Source organism: Corynebacterium lipophiloflavum DSM 44291 (assembly GCF_000159635.1).
GTDB classification, from domain to species: Bacteria; Actinomycetota; Actinomycetes; order Mycobacteriales; family Mycobacteriaceae; genus Corynebacterium; species Corynebacterium lipophiloflavum.
The window spans coordinates 227,002-231,518 of record NZ_GG667193.1 but is presented as its reverse complement, the minus strand read 5'-3'; the positions used below and the strand labels follow the sequence as shown (position 1 = coordinate 231,518).

Below are 4,517 nucleotides of genomic sequence, written 5' to 3'. Positions count from 1 at the left end.
GCACCCGCTCTAAACTGCGTTAGCGTGGACCACGCACTTACCTTTGATTCTCAGGCGGTGGCCGTTGCCTTCGCCATCACGCTTCTGGCCGGCGCGTCCACCGGGTTCGGTGGCCTGCTCGTTGCGTTGAAATCGAGCCCGTCGAATCGGTTCCTCGCTGGCTCGCTGGGGTTGTCCGCCGGCGTGATGGTCTACATATCACTCGTCGAGCTTCTTCCGGGTGGCATCGACGATCTCACCGAGGTTTATGGCCACCGCGCCGGCCTCTACGGTGTGTTGGCGTTTTTCGCCGGCGTGGCCGTGATCGCTGTGATCGACCGGCTCGTGCCTGAATCCATTAACCCGCACGAGTTCCAGGATGAGGGTGGGCGCTACCAGGCGCGCTCGGCGATGAAGCGCGCGGGCCTGCTCACCGGTTTTGCGATCGCGATCCACAACTTCCCCGAGGGTTTTGCCACCTTTGTCACCGCGCTGGGCGACCCGAAGATTGCCCTGCCGATTGCGTTCGCGATCGCGGTGCACAACATCCCGGAGGGCATTGCCGTGGCGGTGCCACTACGTGAAGCGACGGGTAAAAAGTGGACTGCCGCTGGGTGGGCGACCCTGTCCGGCCTCTCCGAGCCGATTGGCGCGCTCGTCGGTTTCGCGCTGCTCATGCCGTTTATGGGCCCGGCAACCTTGGGGCTCACGTTCGCCGCGGTGGCCGGCATCATGGTGTTTATCAGCTTTGACAAGCTCCTGCCCAGCGCGATTGCCACGGGCGAGCATCACCACTCGGTTTACGGGGTGATTGCGGGCATGGCGCTGATGGCGGCGAGCCTCGTCGCGCTGGCTTAAGCGTCACCCCACCTTAAAATTGGGTGTGCCCAATACTTTCCATTGCTATTATTTAGTTTTTACATAGGAAAACTAGTAAGGTTTCCGCGCATGAAACATTTGCTCAAGCTAACTGCTGCCACAATATGCGCTGCGCTCGCGCTGACCACCGCGTCTGTCACCGCCGCTAATGCCCAAAGCTCCGGGGAAGCCCAGAAGCTTGCGGACGGCGTCCACCACGCCGCCACGACCCCGGCCGACTCCTTTATCCACGGTTACGATCCCTTCTACGACGACCCCGTGGACAACCTCGGCACCCCGGGCACCCTGCTTCGCACCCAGCCCGCCCCGCACCTGCTCAACATCCTCGGCCCAGATTTCCCCGGCTACGCCGAAAAAATCCTCTACACCTCAACCACGGTCCACGGGGATCCCGTGGCCACCTCCGGCTTCGTCATCGAACCCGCCAACCCGTGGCAGGGCAACGGCCCCACCCCGACGGTGATCTTCGCCCCCGGCACCCGCGGCGCAGGCGACATGTGCGCACCTTCGCGCGGGCCGTGGCTGACCGCCCAGCTGGATGCGGCCCAGCCGGCGCTCGGCGTCAACTACGAGCTTGTCTTCTACGAGGCCGCGGCATTGGCCGGGATGCGCGTCGTCGTGGTCGACTACATCGGCCTGGGCACCCCCGGCGCACACACTTACGTGCTCCACGACGAAGAGGGCCACGCCATGCTCGACGCCGCCCGCGCGGTGGTCCCCGCCGGCTCCCCGGTCGCCTTCTACGGGTACTCCCAGGGAGGTGGCGCGTCCGCCGCTGCCGCCGAACTGCAGCCGACCTACGCCCCGGAACTCAATGTCAAGGGCACCTTCGCCGGTGCGCCCCCGGCCGACCTGATGGAGGTGGTCAAGGGTGTTGATACCTCGACCATCACCTCGGTGCTCGGCTACGCCGCCAACGGCTACCTGGCGCGCTACCCCGAGCTCGGCGCGGTCCTGGACGCCAAACTCAACGACCGTGGCTGGGAGTTTATCCACGGCACCAAGAATTCCTGCATCGTTGACGACGCTCTGACCCGCCACTTCACGAGCACCAGCGACCTGACCTCCACGGGCGAGTCCCTCTATGAGCTTGTGAACTCGCTGCCGCACATCAAGCAGCTCTTCGAGGACCAGAAGCTCGGCGAAACGGCCCCGACTTCCCCGATCATGGTGTCCACCGGCGGCAACGACAGTCTCGTCCCCACCCCGCAGGTGATCCAGCTCGCCCGCGATTACTGCGCTCTGGGGGTCACCACCACAATGTTCAACGAGAACATCCCGCCGCTGACCCCGGGCACCAAATTCGGTGTCAACCACGCCGCGGGCATCTTCACACAGTCCCCCACCTCATTTACGTGGATTATGGACCGCTTCAACGGGGTCCCCGCCGGCTCCAACTGCGGAACCTTCTAGAGCGGCTGACCAGCCCCAGCCGGCGGCGGGGTCGCGCCACCGTCATCCTCCGGGCCCTCCGTCTCCGGCGGGACATCCGGCACTAGAGCATCAGCCTCGCCGTTTGCCGGGGAGATGTCGCGGACCTCGTCTTCGAGCTCCACATCGAAGGTCTCGGCAGGCAGCGGCTTCGGTCGCGGGGTGAAGGTGAAGGTAGCCTCTTCCGCAACCTTGCCGCGCTCGCGCTTGGCGGCTTCGACGTCGCCGTCCCAGTCCTCCACGTCGACGGTGATGATCTCTCCGGCGCCGATTTCGCCGTAGAGGATCTTCTCCGACAAGATGTCCTCGATTTCGCGCTGGATGGTGCGGCGCAGCGGGCGCGCACCGAGCACCGGATCGAAACCGCGCAGGGCCAACAGGTCCTTCGCCTTGTCGGTCAGCTCGATGCCCATGTCCTGGGCGGCGAGGTTCTTGTCCACGCGGGCGATCATTAGCTCGACCATCTGGACGATCTCTTCCTGGGACAGCTGGCGGAAGACAACAACCTCGTCGATACGGTTGAGGAACTCGGGACGGAAGTGCTTCTTCAGCTCGTCGTGCACCTTGTTCTTCATCCGGTCGTACTGCGCGTCCGCGTCCGTCGCGGTGCTTCCGGTAAAGCCCAGGCCGACGGCCTTGGAGATGTCGCTGGTGCCCAGGTTGGAGGTGAAGATGAGCACGGTGTTCTTGAAGTCCACCATGCGGCCCTGGCCATCGGTGACGTGGCCTTCCTCCAGCACCTGCAGGAGCGTGTTGTAGATCTCCTTGTGCGCTTTTTCGATCTCGTCGAAAAGCACGACGCTAAACGGCTTGCGGCGGACCTTCTCGGTGAGCTGGCCGCCCTCTTCGTAGCCGACGTATCCGGGAGGAGCACCGAACAGGCGCGAGGCGGTGAAGCGGTCGTGGAACTCGCCCATATCGACCTGGATCAGCGAATCCTCGTCTCCGAAGAGGAACTCGGCGAGCGCCTTGGACAGCTCGGTCTTACCCACACCGGACGGGCCGGCGAAGATGAACGAGCCAGACGGGCGCTTCGGGTCCTTCAGACCCGCGCGGGTACGACGGATGGAGCGCGAGACGGCGCGAACGGCCTCGTCCTGGCCGATGATGCGCTTGTGCAGCTCATCTTCCATGTTGAGCAGGCGGGAAGACTCGGACTCGGTGAGTTTGAACACGGGAATTCCGGTCCAGTTCGCCAGCACGTCGGCAATCTGCTCCTCGCCGACCTCGGCGATCTCCTCGAGGTCGCCGGAGCGCCACTGCTTTTCCTTCTCCCGGCGCTCCTCGCCGAGCTTGCGCTCGGTATCGCGCAGGCCGGCGGCCTTTTCGAAGTCCTGGGCGTCGATCGCGGCTTCCTTTTCCTTGCGCACCTCGGCGATACGCTCGTCGACCTCGCGCAGGCCCTCCGGCGCGGTCATGCGCTTGATGCGCATGCGGGCGCCGGCCTCGTCAAGCAGGTCAACGGCCTTGTCCGGCAGGAAGCGGTCGTTGATGTAGCGGTCCGACAGGTTCGCGGCGGCGACGAGTGCGTCGTCGGTGTAGGAAACGCGGTGGTGCGCCTCGTAGCGGTCGCGCAGACCTTTGAGAATGGTCACGGTGTCTTCGACGGAAGGCTCGTCGACCTGGACGGGCTGGAAGCGGCGCTCGAGGGCGGCGTCCTTCTCAATGTGCTTGCGGTACTCATCCAGCGTGGTTGCACCGATGGTCTGCAGCTCGCCGCGGGCCAGCTTCGGCTTGAGCAGCGACGCTGCGTCGATCGCACCCTCGGCGGCGCCCGCGCCGACGAGGGTGTGGATCTCGTCGATGAACAAGATGATGTCGCCGCGCTGGTTGATCTCCTTGAGCACCTTCTTCAGGCGCTCCTCGAAATCACCGCGGTAGCGCGAGCCCGCCACCAGGGAGCCCAGGTCGAGCGAGTAGACCTGCTTGTCCTTCAGCGTCTCCGGCACGTTGCCGTTGGCGATGTCGAGCGCGAGACCCTCGACCACGGCGGTCTTGCCCACGCCGGGCTCACCGATGAGCACCGGGTTGTTCTTGGTGCGGCGCGAGAGCACCTGCATGACGCGCTCGATCTCCTTAGCGCGCCCGACAACGGGGTCGAGCTTGCCCTCGCGGGCGGCTGCGGTGAGGTTGCGGCCGAACTGGTCGAGCACGAGCGAGTTCGAGCGTTCGCCCTGCTGGCCGCCGCGCTGCCCGCCGCCCCCGCCGAACGGGGCGGGGCCTGAGCC

At 65.2% G+C, this 4,517-nt stretch carries 3 protein-coding genes; 2 read left to right on the top strand and 1 reads right to left on the bottom strand.

Going from position 1 to position 4,517, the window contains the following annotated elements; genetic code table 11:
- Positions 1-24: 24 nt before the first annotated feature.
- Positions 25-837, top strand: a complete 813-nt coding sequence (zupT, locus tag HMPREF0298_RS07695; RefSeq protein ID WP_040422827.1) for a zinc transporter ZupT — start codon at positions 25-27, stop codon at positions 835-837.
- Between the two features lie 90 nt (positions 838-927).
- Positions 928-2,271: a lipase family protein gene (locus tag HMPREF0298_RS07690; protein WP_006840587.1), complete on the top strand. Its 1,344-nt coding sequence runs from the start codon at positions 928-930 to the stop codon at positions 2,269-2,271.
- Here HMPREF0298_RS07690 and HMPREF0298_RS07685 read toward each other — a convergent pair.
- A partial coding sequence (locus HMPREF0298_RS07685; RefSeq protein WP_006840586.1) for an ATP-dependent Clp protease ATP-binding subunit occupies positions 2,268-4,517 on the bottom strand: 2,250 nt, incomplete at its 5' end. The genes HMPREF0298_RS07690 and HMPREF0298_RS07685 overlap by 4 nt on opposite strands.